This window comes from Dactylosporangium sp. NBC_01737 (assembly GCF_035963215.1).
Classification (GTDB): domain Bacteria; phylum Actinomycetota; class Actinomycetes; order Mycobacteriales; family Micromonosporaceae; genus Dactylosporangium.
The window spans coordinates 9,126,095-9,142,138 of the sequence record NZ_CP109153.1 but is presented as its reverse complement, the minus strand read 5'-3'; the positions used below and the strand labels follow the sequence as shown (position 1 = coordinate 9,142,138).

The 16,044-nt window shown below is 73.3% G+C and carries 17 protein-coding genes and 1 pseudogene; 11 read left to right on the top strand and 7 right to left on the bottom strand.

All coding sequences use genetic code 11. The annotated features are described in order from the left end of the window. Nucleotides 1-2: 2 nt before the first annotated feature. Nucleotides 3-410 (bottom strand): periplasmic substrate-binding domain-containing protein, encoded by a 408-nt coding sequence (locus OHA72_RS41680; protein WP_327001598.1) that lies wholly within the window; start codon nucleotides 408-410, stop codon nucleotides 3-5. Between the two features lie 27 nt (nucleotides 411-437). Between OHA72_RS41680 and OHA72_RS41675 the strand changes: the two genes are divergently transcribed. Genes OHA72_RS41675 through OHA72_RS41645 form a run of 7 tightly spaced genes read left to right on the top strand, consistent with a single transcriptional unit; the run spans nucleotide 438 to nucleotide 5,813 of the window. Next, entirely contained in the window at nucleotides 438-2,528 is a 2,091-nt protein-coding gene (locus OHA72_RS41675; RefSeq protein ID WP_327001597.1) for a dipeptide ABC transporter ATP-binding protein, read from the top strand. Beyond that, complete coding sequence (locus OHA72_RS41670; RefSeq protein WP_327001596.1) at nucleotides 2,491-3,144, top strand: SIMPL domain-containing protein; 654 nt, start codon at nucleotides 2,491-2,493, stop codon at nucleotides 3,142-3,144. Before OHA72_RS41675 ends, OHA72_RS41670 begins: the two co-directional genes overlap by 38 nt. Before the next feature lie 31 nt (nucleotides 3,145-3,175). Then, a complete protein-coding gene (locus OHA72_RS41665) occupies nucleotides 3,176-3,469 on the top strand; it encodes an ArsR/SmtB family transcription factor (RefSeq protein ID WP_327001595.1) in 294 nt (97 codons plus the stop codon). Continuing rightward, nucleotides 3,469-3,858 carry a VOC family protein gene (locus OHA72_RS41660; protein WP_327001594.1) on the top strand — a complete coding sequence of 130 codons (390 nt, stop codon included), beginning with the start codon at nucleotides 3,469-3,471 and terminating at the stop codon, nucleotides 3,856-3,858. Before OHA72_RS41665 ends, OHA72_RS41660 begins: the two co-directional genes overlap by 1 nt. Nucleotides 3,859-3,884: 26 nt before the next feature. Continuing rightward, complete coding sequence (locus OHA72_RS41655; RefSeq protein ID WP_327001593.1) at nucleotides 3,885-4,289, top strand: cupin domain-containing protein; 405 nt, start codon at nucleotides 3,885-3,887, stop codon at nucleotides 4,287-4,289. Continuing rightward, complete coding sequence (locus OHA72_RS41650; protein ID WP_327001592.1) at nucleotides 4,286-4,915, top strand: class I SAM-dependent DNA methyltransferase; 630 nt, start codon at nucleotides 4,286-4,288, stop codon at nucleotides 4,913-4,915. Before OHA72_RS41655 ends, OHA72_RS41650 begins: the two co-directional genes overlap by 4 nt. A gap of 1 nt (nucleotide 4,916) precedes the next feature. Further along, the gene (locus tag OHA72_RS41645) at nucleotides 4,917-5,813 is read left to right on the top strand and encodes a phosphotransferase enzyme family protein (protein WP_327001591.1); all 897 of its coding nucleotides are present in this window, start codon (nucleotides 4,917-4,919) and stop codon (nucleotides 5,811-5,813) included. Here the strand turns inward: OHA72_RS41645 and OHA72_RS41640 are convergent. Continuing rightward, nucleotides 5,785-6,684, bottom strand: a complete 900-nt coding sequence (locus OHA72_RS41640; RefSeq protein ID WP_327001590.1) for a LysR family transcriptional regulator — start codon at nucleotides 6,682-6,684, stop codon at nucleotides 5,785-5,787. The genes OHA72_RS41645 and OHA72_RS41640 overlap by 29 nt on opposite strands. Before the next feature lie 65 nt (nucleotides 6,685-6,749). Between OHA72_RS41640 and OHA72_RS41635 the strand changes: the two genes are divergently transcribed. Together OHA72_RS41635 and OHA72_RS41630 are read left to right on the top strand one after the other, a co-directional pair. Next, nucleotides 6,750-7,199, top strand: a complete 450-nt coding sequence (locus tag OHA72_RS41635) for a DMT family transporter (protein WP_327001589.1) — start codon at nucleotides 6,750-6,752, stop codon at nucleotides 7,197-7,199. Then, nucleotides 7,100-7,465, top strand: a pseudogene (locus tag OHA72_RS41630) (EamA family transporter); the annotation flags it as partial. The gene OHA72_RS41635 and the pseudogene OHA72_RS41630, both read left to right, overlap by 100 nt. Nucleotides 7,466-7,585: 120 nt before the next feature. On the opposite strand, the gene OHA72_RS41625 reads toward OHA72_RS41630, so the two are convergent. The 4 genes from OHA72_RS41625 to OHA72_RS41610 all read right to left on the bottom strand — a co-directional run bounded on the left by OHA72_RS41625 (nucleotide 7,586) and on the right by OHA72_RS41610 (nucleotide 10,331). Beyond that, nucleotides 7,586-8,851 (bottom strand): outer membrane protein assembly factor BamB family protein, encoded by a 1,266-nt coding sequence (locus tag OHA72_RS41625; RefSeq protein WP_327001588.1) that lies wholly within the window; start codon nucleotides 8,849-8,851, stop codon nucleotides 7,586-7,588. Between the two features lie 52 nt (nucleotides 8,852-8,903). Next, nucleotides 8,904-9,092: a hypothetical protein gene (locus OHA72_RS41620; RefSeq protein ID WP_327001587.1), complete on the bottom strand. Its 189-nt coding sequence runs from the start codon at nucleotides 9,090-9,092 to the stop codon at nucleotides 8,904-8,906. 298 nt (nucleotides 9,093-9,390) lie between these two features. Continuing rightward, nucleotides 9,391-9,864: a SecDF P1 head subdomain-containing protein gene (locus OHA72_RS41615; protein ID WP_327001586.1), complete on the bottom strand. Its 474-nt coding sequence runs from the start codon at nucleotides 9,862-9,864 to the stop codon at nucleotides 9,391-9,393. A gap of 53 nt (nucleotides 9,865-9,917) precedes the next feature. After that, entirely contained in the window at nucleotides 9,918-10,331 is a 414-nt protein-coding gene (locus OHA72_RS41610; RefSeq protein WP_327001585.1) for a hypothetical protein, read from the bottom strand. Between the two features lie 153 nt (nucleotides 10,332-10,484). On the opposite strand from OHA72_RS41610, the gene OHA72_RS41605 reads away from it, so the two are divergent. Continuing rightward, complete coding sequence (locus tag OHA72_RS41605; RefSeq protein WP_327011768.1) at nucleotides 10,485-13,757, top strand: glutaminase domain-containing protein; 3,273 nt, start codon at nucleotides 10,485-10,487, stop codon at nucleotides 13,755-13,757. A 4-nt stretch (nucleotides 13,758-13,761) separates the two neighbouring features. After that, a complete protein-coding gene (locus OHA72_RS41600) occupies nucleotides 13,762-15,519 on the top strand; it encodes a glycoside hydrolase family 76 protein (protein WP_327001584.1) in 1,758 nt (585 codons plus the stop codon). On the opposite strand, the gene OHA72_RS41595 is transcribed toward OHA72_RS41600, so the two are convergent. Then, the gene (locus OHA72_RS41595; protein WP_327001583.1) at nucleotides 15,509-16,027 is read right to left on the bottom strand and encodes a hypothetical protein; all 519 of its coding nucleotides are present in this window, start codon (nucleotides 16,025-16,027) and stop codon (nucleotides 15,509-15,511) included. The two genes, OHA72_RS41600 and OHA72_RS41595, sit on opposite strands and share 11 nt — an antisense overlap. Nucleotides 16,028-16,044 lie beyond the last annotated feature (17 nt).

Genomic DNA, 16,044 nt, shown 5'->3' with positions numbered 1-16,044 from the left:
CGTTACGAGGTCCAGCCGACGTCGACGTACTGCCGCTCGCTGCTCAGCCCGAAGGCGCCGAAGTTCGCCAGGCCCGGGCGGACCGCGGAGATCTGCGGGGTCTGGAACAGCGGCACCGAGTGCCCGGCCTTCCACAGCAGCACGTCGGCCTGGTTGAGCAGCTCGACGGCCTTGGCCCGGTTCGTCTCCGCGCCGGCCTGGTCGAGCAGCTTGTCGATCTCCGGCGCCCCGACCTTGCCGTAGTTCTGCTCGCCGTCGCTGCGGTACACGGGGAACAGCAGCGACGGGTAGATGTTGTCGACGTTGCGGAAGTACGTGAGGTCGAACGCGCCCACGTTGACGTACTTGGCGAAGAAGTCGTTGCTGGGCACCTTGCGCAGCTCGACGTCGACGCCGACCTGGGCGAGCATGTTCTGGATCAGCTGCGGCAGATCGGTGTGGTCGCGACCGCCCTGGCGGCCGTCGTCGGCGCGGTGGCAGGCTACGTCGGCGGCTGGACCGAACGCCTCCTCGTGCTCGTCGTCGACCTGCTGCGGATGTTCTTCTTCCCGGCCGGCCTGCTCGTGGTGTTCGTCCTCGCGGTGAACCTTGTCGGCGACGGCCTGCGCGACGCCGTCGACCCCCGCTCCCGCCCGGCCCGCGTCCCTCGGCGGCAACCGGTGACCGAACCGTCCACGAAGGACACGGCGGATGCCGCCGCGGTGCTGGAGATCCGGGGGCTGCGGGTCTCCTTCGGCGACGGGCCGCCCGCCGTGGACGGCATCGACCTGACCGTCCACCGTGGACAGGTCCTCGGCATCGTCGGCGAGTCCGGCTCCGGCAAGTCCGTCACCGTCCTCGCCGCGCTCGGCCTGCTGCCCGCCAACGCGTCCGTGACCGGCAGCGTCGTCCTCGGCGGCACCCAGGTCCTCGGCGCCGCCCCGCGCGACCTGCGCCGGCTGCGCGGCAACGCCGCCTCCGTCGTCTTCCAGGACTCGTTGTCGGCGCTGACTCCCGTGTACCGTGTCGGCGACCAGCTCGCCGAGGCCGTCACCGCGCACCGCGACGTCTCGCGCGCCGAGGCCCGCCGCCGCGCGGTGGACCTGCTGCGGCTGGTCGGCATCCCGTCGCCGGAGCTGCGCGCCCGCGCGTTCCCCGACGAGCTGTCCGGCGGCATGCGGCAGCGGGTGATGATCGCGATGGCCATCGCGAACGACCCGGACCTCATCCTCGCCGACGAGCCCACCACCGCCCTCGACGTCACCGTGCAGGCGCAGATCCCGCGGGTCCTGCACGACGTGCGCGAGGCCACCGGCGCCGCCCTCATCCTGGTCAGCCACGACCTCGGGGTGGTGGCCGGGATCGCGGACACCGTCGCCGTCATGCGCGCCGGGCACATCGTCGAGCAGGCGCCGGTGCGCCAGTTGTACGAGCGGCCCGGCGAGCCGTACACCCGCGAACTGCTCGACGCGCAGCCCCGCCTCGACGCGGCGCTGGTGCCACGCAGACCCGCGACCGGGGCGCCGGTGCTGCGGGTCGGCGGGCTGCGGCGCACCTTCGGCATCCACCGCGGCCGGGTCTTCCGCCGCCGGATCGGCAGCGTCCACGCCGTCGACGGCGTCGACCTCACCGTCCACCCTGGACAGACCCACGCGCTCGTCGGGGAGTCCGGCAGCGGCAAGTCCACCACCCTGCTGGAGATCCTCGGCCTGCGACCGCCGGAGGGCGGCACGATCGAGCTGTTCGGCCGCACGGTCGGCAAGGCGCTCACCGCGGCGGACCGCGCCGCGCTGCGGGCCCGGATGCAGCTGGTGTTCCAGGACCCGTTCGCCAGCCTCGACCCGCGGCTGCCGGTCGGCGACGTGATCGCCGAGCCGCTCCTGGCCCAGGGGCACCCGCCGGCGCGGGCCCGGGCCAGGGTCACGCAAGTGCTGCGCCTCGTCGGGCTGGACCCCGCCGCCGCCCGGCGCTTCCCGCACGAGTTCTCCGGCGGGCAGCGTCAGCGCATCGCGATCGCCCGGGCCATCAGCGTCGAGCCGGAGCTGCTGGTGCTCGACGAGCCGGTGTCCTCCCTCGACGTGACCGTCCAGGCGGCGGTGCTGGACCTGCTCGCCCGGCTGCAGGCCGACCTGGGCCTCGCGTACCTGTTCGTCACCCACGACCTGGCCGTCGTCGCCCGCATCGCGGACGTCGTCAGCGTCATGTACCTCGGCCGCACCGTGGAGACCGGGCCGGTCGCCGACGTGCTCGGCCGGCCGCTGCACCCGTACACCCGCGCCCTGCTGTCCGCGGTCCCGGTGCCCGACCCGGTCGCCGAGCGGCAGCGCGAGCGGATCCTGCTGCCCGGGGACCCGCCCGCGGCGGACGCGCGGCACACCGGCTGCCGCTTCCGTCCGCGCTGCCCCCTGTACGCCACCCTGGAGCCGCCCCTGCGCCCGATCTGCGAGACCACGGAACCGGAGCCCAGCGGTGGCGATCACCGGGCGGCCTGCCACCACATAGGCTCTGCGCATGACGGTGGTGGCGGTACGGGGCGAGGCGTTGCGTGAGGTCGATCCGGAGCTGGCCGAGTTCACGGTCGTGGTCGTCGCCCGGGACAAGGACCGGCAGGCGACGCTGACGCGGCTGCGGGAGCGGGCCGAGGCGTTGCGGGCGCTGCTGGAGCGGCACGGCGAGGCGATCGAGCGACGTGAGACCAGCGGGCTGCACGTACACCCGGAGACGGCGAAGAAGGGCGAGAAGGTCACGGCCTACTCCGGCAGCGTGTCGACCACCGTGGTGGTGCGCGACTTCGCGGCGCTGGGGGAGATGATGCTGACCTTCGCCAACCAGGACCAGACGCACCTGAACGGCCCGACGTGGTCGCTGCGGCCCGACAGCCCGGTCTACAAGGAGGTCCGCCGCGACGCGGTCGCCGACGCGATCGCCCGCGGCAAGGAGTACGCCGAAGCGCTCGGCTCGCAGGTCGTCGACCTGCTGGAGCTGGCCGACCCGGGGCTGGGCCGCGGATCGGAGTCGTTCGGGCAGTTCCAGACGTACGACATGCAGGCGAAGACGCGCGCGTCCTACGGCGGCGCGGCGCCGCTGCAGCTGGACCCGCAGCGGCAGCGGGTGCGGGCGGAGGTGGAGGCGCGGTTCACCGTCACCACGCCGACCGTGCTGTGAGACTTGATATGCAAGCAGATACTTGCCTATCATGAGTGAGGTGAGCGACGTCTTCAAAGCGCTCGCCGACCCGACCCGCCGCGCGATCCTCGACGAGCTCACCGACCGCGACGGGCAGACGTTGTTCGAGCTCTGCTCGCGCCTCACGATGAAGCACCAGATCAGCTCGTCCCGCCAGGCCATCTCGCAGCACCTGGAGCTGCTGGAGGGGGCGGGGCTGGTCGTGGCTCGGCGGGAGGGGCGCTACAAGTTCCATCACCTCGACACGGGCCCGCTGCGCGACATCGTCGAGCGGTGGCTGACCCCACGGACGAAGGACACCTGATGATCATCAACCTGGCGAGCGTGTTCGTCGACGACCAGCGTGCGGCGTTGCGCTTCTACACCGAGGTGCTCGGCTTCGTGGTGAAGCACGACATCCCGATGGGGGAGTTCAGCTGGCTGACGGTGGTGTCGCCGGAGCGCCCCGACGGCACCGAGCTGGTCCTCGAGCCGTCCAACCACCCGGCCGTCGGGCCGTTCCGGGCCGCGCTCGTCGAGGACGGCATTCCGTTCACGTCCTTCGCCGTCGACGACGTGCACAAGGAATACGAGCGCCTGCGCGGCCTCGGCGTCGTGTTCACCCAGGAGCCGACCGAGATGGGCCCGGTGACCGTCGCGACCTTCGACGACACCTGCGGCAACCTCATCCAGATCGCCCACCAGAGCGCGTAAGGAACGTACAAGACACGGGGTGGAGCATGGACGGCATGCAACCCGTGAACCTGACCGAGGCCCTGGCCTCCTTCGACGACGTGTACAGCCCGCGGATCGTGGCCCGGGTCAACGACTACGACGTGCGGATCGCGCACACCCTGGGCGAGCACGTGTGGCACACGCACGAGCACACCGACGAGTTCTTCCTCGTCCTGGACGGCCGGTTCGACGTCGCGATCCGCGACGAGCACGGCGAGCGGACCGTGGTCCTGGGCAAGGGCGACACGTTCGTGGTGCCGCGCGGCGTCGAGCATCGCCCGTCCTCGCCCGGCGGCGCGATCCTCATGTTCGAGCCGACCGGCACCGTCACGACCGGCGACCGTCACGACGGCGCGGTGCCCGGCCACGTCGACAGCACCACCGGCCACCCGCTTACTGTGGAGCCGTGACGCCCCACCTCGAGCGCACCCGCCTCGCCTACGACACGGTCGCCGCCGACTACGCCCGCCTGCTGCCGGCCCTGGAGGCCGAGCAGCCGCCGGAGGTGGCGTTCCTGGCGACGTTCGCCGAGACGGTGCGCCCGGGGCGGGTCGGCGACCTCGGCTGCGGCACCGGCCGGGTCGCGGCCCACCTCGCCGGGCACGGCCTGGACGTGTTCGGCCTGGACCTGTCGGCGGGCATGGTCGCGATCGCCCGCGAGCGGCACCCCGGGCTGCCGTTCGGCGTGGCGTCGCTGACCGCACTGCCGCTCGCCGGCGGGTCGCTCACCGGCGCGCTCGCCTGGTATTCCATCGTCCACACGCCACCGGCGGTCCTGCCGACGATCCTGGCCGAGCTGCACCGCGTCCTCGCCCCCGGCGGCCATCTGCTGCTCGCGTTCCATGCCGGCGGCACCAGCCACCGCAACGAGACCGCCTACGGCCACCCCGTCCCCCTCGACTGGCACCTGCCCGACCCGGACCGCCTCGCCGCCGACCTCGCCACGCTCGGCCTGCCGGTCACCGCCCGGCTCGTCCGCGCACCGGTCGCCCCCGAACGGTTCCCGCAGGCGTTCCTGCTTGCCAGGAAGGCCTGACATGGACCTAGAGCACCTGCGGCAGGCGTATGGCTGGGACGGCGACATCTCCCTGTCCGCCGGCCCGCGCGGCGCCCTCGGCCAGATCTGGCGGGTCAACGACGTCTTTGCCCTCAAGGAGATCTTCCGCCGTCCGCCGTCGGAGGCCGCGGTCGACGCCGAGCTGCGGTTCTGTGCGTTGGCATCGGCGGCGGGTGTACGACTGCCGCTCAGCCACCCCGACCGCGACGGCAGGTACCTGCACCGCACGCCCGGCGGGACCTGGCTGCGCCTCTACGACTGGATCGACCTGCGCCCCGTGGACCCGGCCGCGCCGTCGACGCCCGACCAGCTCGGCACGCTCCTGGCCCGCCTGCACCGCTGCGCCCCGCCCACGCCCCCGGACGGCGACACCTGGTACGAGGAGTTCCCCGCCGCCGACCACTGGCCGGCGCATGCCGAACGGATCGCCGCGCTGCCGGACCTGTGCGCCCCGGCCGACCCCGCGGACCTCATCGTCTGCCACCGCGACCTGCACCCGGAGAACGTCCTCGCCGCCCCCGACGGCGGCCTGGTCGTCGTCGACTGGGACTGCCTCGGCCCGGCGGCGCCGCAGCGGGAACTGGCCCGGATGCTGTTCGACTGGTACTGCGACGGCCCGGCCCTCGACCTCGACGCCATGTGCGCCCTGTACGCCGCCTACGTCCGCGCCGGTGGCCCGGGCCGCATCACCGACCCCGCCGACTTCACGGCGCTGCTGGCCTCCCGGCTCAACTTCCTGCTCGTCCAGCTGCGGATCGCCGTCGACCCTGCCACGGAACCCCGGCACCGCGCCTGGGCCGACCGGGAGATCGACGAGGGCCTGCGGATCCTGCCGACCGCCCGGCAGCTCACGGACGTGCTGGCGGCGCTGCGGTAGCCAGCAGGTCGAGCACGACGTTGAGGGGCGGCCAGGCGCGGCGGCCGGGCCGGGTCACCGCGAACGCGCGCATCCGCACGTCGGGGCGGCGCAACGGGATCAGCGCGACACCGTCCATGGTGGGCTGGTCCGCCGGCAGGAGCCCGACGCCGAGCCCGGCGACGATCAGGTCCTGAATCAGCTCGAGGCTGTCGGCGCGGTGCGCGATGCGGGGCGCGTACCCCGCCATCGACGCGACGGTGCGCACCACGTCCTCGTCGGCGGTGTTGCGCGAGTTGACGAGCCAGTGCGTGTCCCGGAACTTCCGGAAGACCTCCAGCGAGTCGCCGTCCACTGTAGACCTCTCCGGGACGCCGAGGCTCCAGTCGTTGCTCCACAGCGCGGTGACCTCGAACGTGTCCGGGAACCCGGCCGGCGCCAGGTTGTAGTCGTAGGTGAGCGCCAGGTCGACCCGGTCGCCGGCGAGCAGCTGCAGCGCCTCGGCCGGCTCGTGCTCGTGGATCAGGACCCGCAGCCGCTCGTGCCGGGCCGGCAGCGCCGCGACGATCGGCAGCAGCGACCGGCGGATCGCGGTGGCGAACCCGGCGACCCGCACCGTGCCCGCCGGCTCGGCCGACGGGTCCAGGTCGAGGCGCGCGGCCTCGACCGCGGCGAGGATCGTCACCGCGTGGCGGGCCAGCCGCCGCCCCGCCGGGGTCAGCCGGACCCGCCGCCCGTCCGGCTCGATCAGCGCCGTCCCCGCCTCCCTGGCGAGGACCGCGAGCTGCTGCGACACCGTCGACGTGGTGGTGCCGAGCTCGTCGGCGACCTCCCGCATCGAGCCGAGCCGCGCCAGCTCCGCGAGGAGCAACAGGCGGTCATTGTTCAGCATTTCCGAACGGTACATCAGCAAATCTCACGTGGACATGGACGGTCCCGATGCCGTGTACTTCGGGCATGTTCGCCGCGATCGCCTCCATGATCTGCATCCAGCTCGGGCTGGCCGCCTCCGTCGGGCTGTTCGACAGCGTCGGCCCTTCCGGCGCCGTCTGCCTGCGCCTCGCCTGCGCCGCGCTGCTCCTGCTCGCGATCGTCCGCCCGCGCCCGCGCGACTTCACCCGCGCCAGCATCCTGGCCACGGTCGCCCTCGGCGTCGTCACCGCCTGCCTCACGCTGACGTTCATGGCCGCCGTCGCGCGGCTCCCGCTCGGCACCGCCAGCGCCCTGGAGTTCCTCGGCCCCTGGCCGTCGCCGCCTGGCGCGGCCGCGGCGCCGCCGTGCTCTGGCCGGTCCTCGCCGGCGTCGGCGTGCTGCTGCTCACCGAACCCTGGCACGGCGGCACCGACCCCGTCGGCGTCGCGTTCGCCCTCGCCGCCGCCGTCTGCTGGGCCGGCTACATCCTGCTGACCCAGCACGTCGGCGACCACGTCAGCGGCTACGCCGGCCTCGCCGTCTCCACCGCGGTCGCCGGGCTCGTCGCCTCAGCGGTCGCCGGCCCGTCCGTCGTCGCCGGCCTGACCTGGCCCGTGCTCGCCGCGGGGTTCGGCCTGGCCGTCCTGCTGGCCGTGGTCCCGTTCAGCCTGGAGATGTACGCCCTGCGCAAGCTCACCGCCGGCGCCTTCGGCACGTTGATGAGCCTCGAACCGGCGATCGCCCTGCTGGTCGGCGGGGTCCTGCTGCACCAGGCGCCCGGCCCGCTGTCGGTGCTCGGCGTCGCCCTGGTGGTCGCGGCCGGGATCGGTGCGGCCCGCACCGGCGCACGTCCCGTGGACCCGCAGCCTCCTGCCGCCGGCTCACGGCCCGTAGACCCGCAGGGTCCTGCCGTCGGTCAGGTACAGCCGGCCGCCGGTGACCACGGCGTGCCCGGTCGCACCGTCGAACCGGCCTGCGCCGGGCACGTCCCGGCCGGTGACCGGTGACAGGACCGCCATCGGGTGCCCTTCGACGGTGACGTACAGCAGCCCGCCGGCCCGCACGGGACGCTGCGCGGCACCTGCCAGTTGCCGGGACCACAGCTTCGAGCCCTTCCCCGCGTGGAAGGCGGTCAGCGTGGTCCCGCCCGCCGCGTAGACCCGCCGCCCGTCGGTCGCCACGGACTCGACCGTGCCCGGCTGCCGCCACAGGATCCCGCCGGAGGCCGCCCGGATCGCCGCCAGCCCCGTCTGGTCGCCCTGCCCGACGGGGTCCGGCACGGCGAGGAACTGCTCGGCGGTCGCGGCCAGCGGCGTCCACCGGGTCCCGGCCTGCCACAGCGTCCTGCCCGCGCCGACGGTCACCGCCGTGGTGCCCTTCGCGTCGTGCAGCAGCACCCACCCCGCGGACGACACCGGCCCGGCGAGCACCGCCCCACTGCGGCTCCACCGCTGCTCGCCGTTGCGGACGCCGTACGCGATCACCGTGTCCTCATTCGTCGCCGTCGCCCACCCGGACGTCACGACCGTCCCGCCGTCCACCACGAGCTCGTTGACGGGCGGCTCCTGCACCACATCCCACCGCCGCACCCCGGTCCCGGCGTCGAGCGCGAACAGGAACCCGTCGGGATCGCTGTTGGCGTAACACGACGACCCGGCGACGAGCAGCATCCCGTCGGCAACCACGATCCGCCGGAAGTCCAGGCTGTCGAGGATTCTGGTGTCCCGCCACACCTTCCTGCCACTGCCCGCGTCGAGCGCCGTGACCCCTTCGCTGTCCAGCACGTACACCCGCCCACCGGCCACCAGCGGCGGCGGCAGCGCGGGCGCACACCCTTCGGCCCCGGCCATGGGCGTCACCGACCACCGCAACTTCAGCTTGCCGACGTTGCCGGCCTTGACCACCCGCTCGTCCGGGTTGTACCCACCGTTCGCGGCATCGACCCCGTCATGCGTCCACCCTCCACCAACCGCCGGCGACGAGGTCGGCAGCGGCACCGGCCATGGCATGGGAGGCGGCGGTGGCGGCGGAACGATCCCAGCGACGGCCGGCACCGGCGCGACGGCGATGACGATTGTGGCGGCGATGGCGGCGTTGATGGCGCCGGCGGTCGCCAGCGCGGCGATCCGCCGCAGGAGCACGGTCATGACAACATCCCTCGGTCTGCACCGGGGGAGCGGTCGACTGACGTCCGCGACTCTACCCGACATTTACGAAATGTCGGGTAAATCTGGCGCTTGCGCCGGATTTACCCGGGAAGGCGGTCACCCGTGCCCGGCAACAGGGAAGGCGGCCACCCACGCCCAGCGGCACTTGCACCAGCGGCACCTGCACCAGCGGCACTTGCACCAGCGGCACCTGCACCAGCGGCACCTGCACCAGCGGCATCCGCCCGGCGGCCACCCAGCGCCCGGCGGCCGTGTCGAAGCTCCGGGCCTGTCCGCCGGTCCAGGTTCAGCCCCCAGCGCCGACCACCCACACCGGGCAGCCTCAGGCAACGATCAAGCGAAGCCGGCCCTCCCACCAAACGCCGTCCGCCCCCATCATCGTTGGTGGAAGCTCGCCGCCTCTGCCCTGTCGATCGAAGGACCGGAATGGCTGTCCGGACGACCACGGCCGTCCTTCGATCATCGGCCAGGGCGGAAGATCGCTGTCCGAGCACGCGAACCGCAACGCAGGGGGAGCATCACGCGAGCGTCAGCGGTAGCTCGCCACCCCCGCTGAGTTGAGCCGCCAGCGCCCGGGCCTGTGGCTCGGTGAACATCCCCGTCACCTGCACGTCCCCCGGAATGACCCCCACCACCTCCGGCGCCGAGATGACCGTGTTGTCCAGCACGATCGCCAGGCGCCCCTGCGCGCCGGCGAGATCCCTCGACAGGTTGGTGAACTTCGCCTGCGCGTCCGGCTTGAACGATGCCGTCACGACCCACGTGCCCTGCTCCGATCGGCCCGCCGAGGCGGAGCTGATGTCGGCGCCGGTGATCGTTGCCGGGTCCAGGAGCATCTTCGCCGGGCCTTCGCAGGCCACGACGGCCTCGCCGGCGACGTCGGCGGGGCGGCCGGCGAGTTGCTCGCAGCGGATCTCCGGGATCAGCAGTCGCATCCGCGCCGGCAGCGTCGCGACATCCTGCGGCGGCAGCGCGGCGAACGCGGCCCGCACCGACCCGGGCAGCGCCTGCGCCTCGCGCTCGGTGGTGACGGCGGCCGCCGCCGTTACGCATCGCCGAGCGTTGCCGCGACGGCCGGCGTCGATGTCGGTGGGGGCAGGGTCGTGGTGGCGGAGCCCGAGCCGTCGGCGGTCGCCGCGACCCGGCGCAGGTGCAGCCGGCCCGGCGCGGTGAGCGCGCGCAGCTGTGCGGCCGTGGTGCCGCGGGCGGTGAGCACGAGCTGCCGGTCGCCCGAGCGGGTCACCGACGGGTCGTCGAGCTTCGCGGCCTTCATGCGGGCGAGCACCATCGCCCGTGTCACCTCGAGGTCTCCCGTCCCGGAGGCGGTCACGGTCAGGCTGACCACGGGACCACCGCCGCCGACCCTCGACAGCACCAGCACGATTCCGGTGACCGCGACAGCCAGGACCGCCACCACCACCGCGACCAGCACGACCACCTGCCGCCCCCGCAACGCCATGCGGCCACTCTACGGGCGTCGATCAATCGGACGCGATCAAACAGAGACACGTAAATATTGATAAGGACTGTTGACAGTTTGCGTCGGGAAATGTTTGCTGATGTCGAATCCGTCCGGCCCTTCCACCGCCATGGGGAGCCCCGCGTGACATCGATGCCACACGCGTCCCGCCGGGACGTCCTCCGCCTTGCCGCGCTCGGCGGCCTGACAGGTGTCGCCGCCGCGGCAGGGGTCGGGCTGGACGGTGGGCCCGCGTACGCCGCGTCCACGTTCAGCCCGATCCGGCCGCCCGCCACGCCGCTGGCGGTCCGCTCGCCGTACCTGTCGACCTGGCTGCGCGCCGACACGCTGCCCGGGAACTGGCCGACGTTCTGGACCGGTGCCGCCACCGCGATGACCGGCATCGTGCGCGTGGACAACCAGCCGTACGTGTTCATGGGCTCGCCGAGCGGCGGCTGGCCGCTCGCGACGCAGACCGCGCTCGTCGTCACCGCGACCCGCTCCACGTTCACCATCACGGCAGGCGCGGTCCGCCTCGAGGTCGAGTTCCTCAGCCCGGTGGACCCCGCGAACCTGCGCCGCCAGTCGGTCCCGATGAGCTACCTGAGCGTCACCGCCATCGCCACCGACGGCGGCAGCCACGCCGTCAGCATCTACCTGGACATCTCGGGGGAGTGGGCGCACGGCGACCGCTCCAAGCAGATCACCTGGGCCACCCAGGTCGTCGGCGACCAGCGGGTCCACACCTGCACGCCCAGCGCCCCGACCGTGCTCGGCGAGGTCGGCGACCAGGCCGGCTGGGGCACCGTCGTGTTCTCCACCGACGAGGTCGCGGGTCTCACCTGGCAGACCGGCGCCGACGGCACCGTGCGCGCCAGAGGCGCCGGCAACGCCACCCTGCTCAACACCGGCGACACCGGCCAGCCCCGCGCCATCAACACGAACTGGCCCGTGTTCGCGTTCGCCCGCGACCTCGGCCAGGTCGGCGCGGCCACCGGCCCGGCCGTCGTGTTCGTCATCGGGCACGTGCGCACGCCGGCGGTGTCATACCTGGGCGGCAACCTCGACCCGTACTGGCGCACGCAGTGGGCGACGTGGCAGGACATGCTGCGCTGGTTCCGCGCCGACCGCGACGCCGCCCGCGCGGGTGGGGCCGCGACCGATGCGGCCGTCACCGCGGCCGCGCAGCAGGCGGGCGGCACCCAGTACGCGGCGCTGTGCGCGCTCGTGCTCCGGCAGGCGTTCGGGGGTACCGAACTGGTCAGCAGAGGCGGCGCGCCCTGGGTTGTGCTGAAGGAGATCTCGTCCAACGGGGACTTCAGCACCGTCGACGTCATCTACCCGGCGTTCCCCGCGTATCTCGCGCTGAGCCCGCGCTACCTGGAGCTGCTGCTCGCGCCGCTGTTCGACTACACGGAGGTGCAGGGGTTCGACAAGCCGTTCGCCCCGCACGACCTCGGCGTCTACCCCAACGCGTTCGGGCGGATCGGCACCGAGGAGGAGGACATGCCGGTCGAGGAGTCCGCGAACATGCTCATCATGGTCGCGGCGCTCATCGCCCGGATGCCCGCCGCGAAGGCCACCGCCTACGCGACCGCGCACCTGACCAAGCTGCGCCAGTGGGCCGACTATCTGGTCGCGAACCTGCCCGACCCCGGCAACCAGAACCAGACCGACGACTTCACCGGCTTCATCGCCCACAGCGTCAACCTCGCGCTGAAGGGCATCGTCGGCATCGCCGCGATGGACGCGATCGCCCGCGCCGCCGGCGTCACCACCACCTACGCCGCCACCGCGAAGGTCTACATCGGACAGTGGGCGGCGATGGCGCAGAACACCGGCCACACCCACCTGAAGCTCACCTACGACGGCGCCGACACCACGTGGAGCCTCAAGTACAACGGGTTCGCCGACCGGCTGCTCGGCACGAACCTCGTGCCGCCCGCGATCGCCGCCGAGGAGGCCGCCTGGTACCTGTCGCAGCAGCACGCCTACGGGGTGCCGCTCGACCCGCGGCACGAGTACACGAAGGTGGACTGGGAGCTGTGGACCGCCGGGTTCCTCGCCGCGCAGCCCGCCGCCCGCGACGCGCTCATCGGCAAGGCGTACCAGTTCGCGAACACGACCGGGTCGCGGGTGCCGTTCACCGACTGGCACGACACCAACACCGGCAATGGGCAGGGCTTCGCCGCGCGGCCCGTCATGGGCGGCGCCCTCGCGCTCATGACGCTGCGGTACACCCCCAACGGCCTCACCGGATCGTGGCCCTTCACGACCGGGGTCGCGGACGGCAGCGGCAACCGCAACGACCTCGGCGCCGGCGGCACCGTCAGCGGCGGCACGCTCGCGCTCACCGGCGCCGCCGCACCGGCCACGGCCCGCCCGGTCGTGCGCACCGACGGCGGCTTCACCGTCATGGCGCGGGTCAACCCCGGCAACCTCGCCGGGTTCCGCACCGTGCTCAGCCAGGACGGGCTGCGCCTGTCCGGGTTCTACCTGCAGTACTCCGCCGCCGACAACCGCTGGGCGTTCACCATGGCGGCCGCTGACACCGACAACGCCGCCGCTACCCGTGCACTGTCCACTGTGGTCCCCGCGGTCAACACCTGGGTGCACCTCACCGGGGTCCACGACGCCGACGCCGGGCAGCTGCATCTGTATGTCGACGGCACCCTGCAGGGCAGCGCCGCGTACAGCGCCGGCTGGCGCTCCACGGGCGGTCTCGCCGTCGGCCGGGCCAGGTGGAACGGCGCGCCCGCCGACTTCTTCATCGGCGCCGTCGACGACGTCGCCACGTTCGGCCACGCGCTCACCGCCGCCGAGGTCACCGCCGCCGCCCACCTCGGCGACGGCCTGGTGCGCGGCTTCGAGCTCGACGGCGCCGAGACCGGTCTCACCCTGTCCGGCGGCGCCGTCTACAGCGGCGGAGCGCTGGCCCTGACCGGCGGCGCGGCCACGAGCGCGGGCCCGCTGGTCGACACCTCCGGCAGCTTCACCGTGGCCGCGTGGGTCAACCTCACCGCGAGCACCAGCTTCGCCACCGTGCTGAGCCAGGACGGCGTCCAGGGCAGCGGCTTCTACCTGCAGTACTCCGCCGTCGACAACGCCTGGGCCTTCGCCATGCTGGCCTCGGACACCGCCGGCGCGGCCGCGACCCGCGCGGTGGCGCCGCTGCCGCCGCAGGCCGGCGGCTGGACCCACCTGGTCGGGGTCCGCGACGCCGCCGCCGGGCAGCTGCGCCTGTACGTCAACGGCGTCCTGGCCGGGACCGCCGCGAAAGGCGCCGCCTGGGCCGCGAGCGGCGCGTTCGCCATCGGCCGCGGGAAGTGGAACGGCGCGACAGCCGACTTCCTGCCCGGCCAGGTCGACCAGGTCAGGGTGTGGAGCCGCGCCCTGAGCACCACAGACGTCAGAGTCATGAGGTGAGGACATGCGCCGTGCCCTGATCACCCTGCTGCTGCTCGGGTCCGTGCTGCTACCCGCGCCGGCCGCGCACGCCGCGACCGCGATCTGCGCGCTGTACTGCGACACCCGCGACCCGTCCCTCGCCCGGCAGGAGACGTTCCCGGTCCCGGCCGTCACCGTCAACGGCCGGCGGCTGGTGCTGCACGTGTCCGATGTGGACGGTATGGCGTGGGGGAGCATCGACGCCGGGGTCCTCGGCGACGCGGTCTGGCTGGACCGGTCCTTCGACGGCGGCACCAGCTGGGAAGGGCTGCTGGGCAAGGCGTCGATCCCCGGCACGTGGACCGGCACCCGCACCCTCATGTACAACGTCGGCGACCCGTCGCACCACCGCCGCGGCGTGATCCGCGCCTGCGGTGACGCGCGGGGCATCGCCTGCACCGCCTGGTCCCACCTGCCGTTGTGCGCGCCGACGTGCGACGGGGCCGCCGGCGGTACCGACGCGGAAACGGTCAGAACAGTGGGACTGAACGGCCGCACGTTCGGCCTGCACCTGGACGCGGCAGGCATGGCCTGGGGCACCGTCAGCGGCGGCCGGGCCGGCGACGAGATCTGGCTGGACCGCTCCTGGGACGCCGGCGCGAGCTGGCCCGGCGGCTCCTCACTCGGCCGCACCACGGCGACCCGCACGACCAGGTTCAACACCGCCGATCCCACGTCGCTGCTGTACGGCGGCGCCGTGCGCGCCTGCGGGCGGGCCGTGGAGGGCCAGAACGGCGCGTGCACCGCGTGGGCCCGCCCGTCGTCCAACCGCGCCAGAGCGATGGCCGACGCGCTGATGTACTCCTACGACCCCAGCACCGCCTGGTGGCCGTCGAGCTGGTGGAACTCCGCGGTCGCGCTGCGCACCGTCATCGATTACACCGGCCGCACCGGCGACACCACGTACCTCTGGTCGGTGCGGCGGACCTTCGACGTCAACCGGGTCGCGTTCCCGGCCGGCGCCCGCTCCTCCGACCCGATCGACGGGCACTTCATCAGCCGCTCCATCGACGACAGCGCCTGGTGGGGCCTGACGTGGCTGGCCGCGTACGACCTCACCGGCGACCGTGCATACCTGGACGAGGCGGTCACCATCGCCGCGTACGTCAACGGCTTCTGGGACACCTCCACCTGCGGCGGGGGTGTGTGGTGGGACCGGGAACGCACGTACAAGAACGCGGTCACGATCGGCCTGTACGTGCGGCTCACCGCGGCCCTGCACAACCGCCTGCCCGGCGACACGACGTGGCTGCAGCGGGCCGTGACCGGCTGGAACTGGTTCACCGCCAGCGGCCTGGTCAACGCCGCCGGACTCGTCAACGACGGCCTCACCGCCGGCTGCGCCAACAACGGCCAGACGGTGTGGAGCTACAACCAGGGCCTCGCGATCGGCGCCGCGACGGAGCTGTACCGCGCCACCGGCACCACGGCCTACCTCGACCGCGCCCGGCAGCTCGGCACGGCGGCGCTCGCCTCGTCCCTGGTCCGCTCGGGTGTGCTCGCCGAGTCGTGCGACGCGACCGGCCAGACCTGCGACGACAACGCCAAGCAGTTCAAGGGCATCTTCATGGGCTACCTGGCGGAGGCGGGCGCCCAGTTCCAGTCCTTCCGGACCACCCAGGCCACCACCGTGTGGAACGGCAGGGACGGCCTCAACCGCGTCGGGTCCCGCTGGGCCGCGCCCTCGACCGGCGACTGGCGCACCCAGGCGAGCGCCCTGTCCGCGATCCTCACGGGTTGACCCGGACGGCGCCGGGGAGGTCGCCCGTGTCTGCCCAGCGGAATGCGGTGGTCAGGCCGCGCGGGTCGAGGTGCAGCGCGTTGAGGATGAGCCGGTGCTGGAACTCGGCGTAGACGGGTCCCTTGCCGTCGAACTCGCCACGCAGCGCCTTGCCCAGGCGCGCGGTGTCGACCTCGCCGGTGCCGAACCCGGCGAGCCGCACCGCGTCGTCCGGCGCCGGGCGGTCCGAGCGGTACCGGTGCACGAACCGGCCCTCCCGGTAGGCCTCCAGCTGCAGCCAGTCGGAGTCCTCGACCACGTTGGCCAGGGTCGCCCAGCCGGTCCCGGCGCCGATCCGCTCCGCCAGGTCACCGGGGTCGGCGAAGTCGAGGGCGCCCTCGCGCGGGATGACCGCGGTCCGGTTCGCCGCCGCCGGCAGCGCGATCGCGTCGACGCCGGCCGCCGTCAGCGCGTCGCAGACCGGGTCGATCGCGGCGGCCACGAGCAGCGTCTGGTAGCTCGTCCCCATGCCGTGACGGTACCGTG